This is a genomic window from Pseudomonas sp. NPDC089392, assembly GCF_044749595.1.
In the GTDB taxonomy this organism is placed as follows: Bacteria; Pseudomonadota; Gammaproteobacteria; order Pseudomonadales; family Pseudomonadaceae; genus Aquipseudomonas.
Map to the genome: position 1 here is coordinate 1 of NZ_JBIVIF010000100.1, position 1,404 is coordinate 1,404.

Genomic DNA, 1,404 nt, shown 5'->3' on the forward strand with positions numbered 1-1,404 from the left:
CCTAATGCCAGTCAGTTAAGAAATTGACTTGCTCGCCAAGCCACAATAGAAACGAGCTCTGTTTTTACGAGCTCGGTTCATGTCCCTTCAAAACGACCTTCTAGAAGTCAGCAAACTCAACCCGATCTCCTTCGAGCGCTTCGTCCATTTGATTGATCCGGCATGGGTCGAGCAGGCGCTGGAGGCGACTGGTACGGTTTCCATTCGCCGCAGACGCCTGCCGGCCGAACGCATCGTATGGCTGGTGGTGGGTTTGGCACTGTTCAAGAACGAACCGATCTGGCTCATCGTGCAGCAGTTGGGGCTGGCGCTGGGCGATGCCAAGGCGCCCGTGCCCAGCGCCTCAGTCCAAGCCCGACAGCGCCTTGGGGAGGCTCCGATGGCTGAACTGTTCGATCAGTTGGCTCAAGCATGGGGGGATGTCGAGCAGCCAGCGTCCGCCAGCTTTTTGGGCTTGCGTAGCTTTGCCGTCGACGGTGTGGTGTGGTCCACTCCAGACACCCCGGAAAATCGTAAGACGTTTGGTGGTGGGCGGACCCACTCTGGCGATGGAGCTTGGCCACAAGTGCGTGGTGTCTGCTTAATGGATACTTATAGTCATCTGATTCGCGCCGCCTCCTTTGGTGAATTCGCTGTCGGAGAGCTTCGTCATGCCAGAGGGCTTGAGAAGGCTGTAAGCGACCACTCGGTGACCATTTTTGACCGTGCATATTACTCAGCCGCTCTTTTGCTCGACTGGCAGAACAGCGGAACCGAGCGCCACTGGCTGATGCGAGCTCGCAAGCCGCTTAAATACGAGGTGCTTGAAGAGTTGGGGTCCGGGGATTGGCTGGTACAACTGGCCGTGTCACGAGATGCACTCAAGCAGCGTCCGGATCTACCGACTCATTGGCAAGCGCGACTTATCGAGTATTCGATAGACAACAAACCGCGACGCTATCTCACCTCGTTGGTTGATGCCAAACGATATCCAGCCAATCAAGTAGCTGGGCACTACAACGAGCGCTGGGAAATCGAATTGGGGTATCGCGAGATCAAGCAAAACCTGCTTAAGGGCGAGCAATTGCGCAGTAAGCAGCCGGACTTGGTACGTCAGGAGTTGTGGGGAACCTTGCTCGCCTACAACCTGATTCGCCAGGAAATGCGCGAGATGGCTGGGGAGCTGAAGGTGGCGCCGCAACGTTTGAGTTTCCTTTGGCTGGCCCAGGCGGTGGCTAACGCACTAAGGTTCTGCCCACTGGAAACGCCAGGCACGATTCCTCAGCGGCTGGCTGCGCTGCGAACCCAAGGTCAACATTTTATGTTGCCTGCGAGGCGGCAGCGCAGTTATCCGAGGGTCGTCAAACCCAAGCCTGCCAAATATCCGAAAAAGAAACCTGGGGAGCTTAACTGACTGGCATTAGG

1 protein-coding gene is annotated in these 1,404 nt (G+C 56.6%); it reads left to right on the forward strand.

Annotated features, from left to right (window positions below; all coding sequences use genetic code 11):
- Nucleotides 1-79: 79 nt before the first annotated feature.
- The gene (locus ACIP1G_RS31960; RefSeq protein WP_400744641.1) at nucleotides 80-1,393 is read left to right on the forward strand and encodes an IS4 family transposase; all 1,314 of its coding nucleotides are present in this window, start codon (nucleotides 80-82) and stop codon (nucleotides 1,391-1,393) included.
- Nucleotides 1,394-1,404 lie beyond the last annotated feature (11 nt).

Bases quoted from the DNA above. Each gene is read 5' to 3' on its own strand.
- ACIP1G_RS31960 (WP_400744641.1), top strand. From the start codon at position 80: ATGTCCCTTCAAAACGACCTTCTAGAAGTCAGCAAACTCAACCCGATC.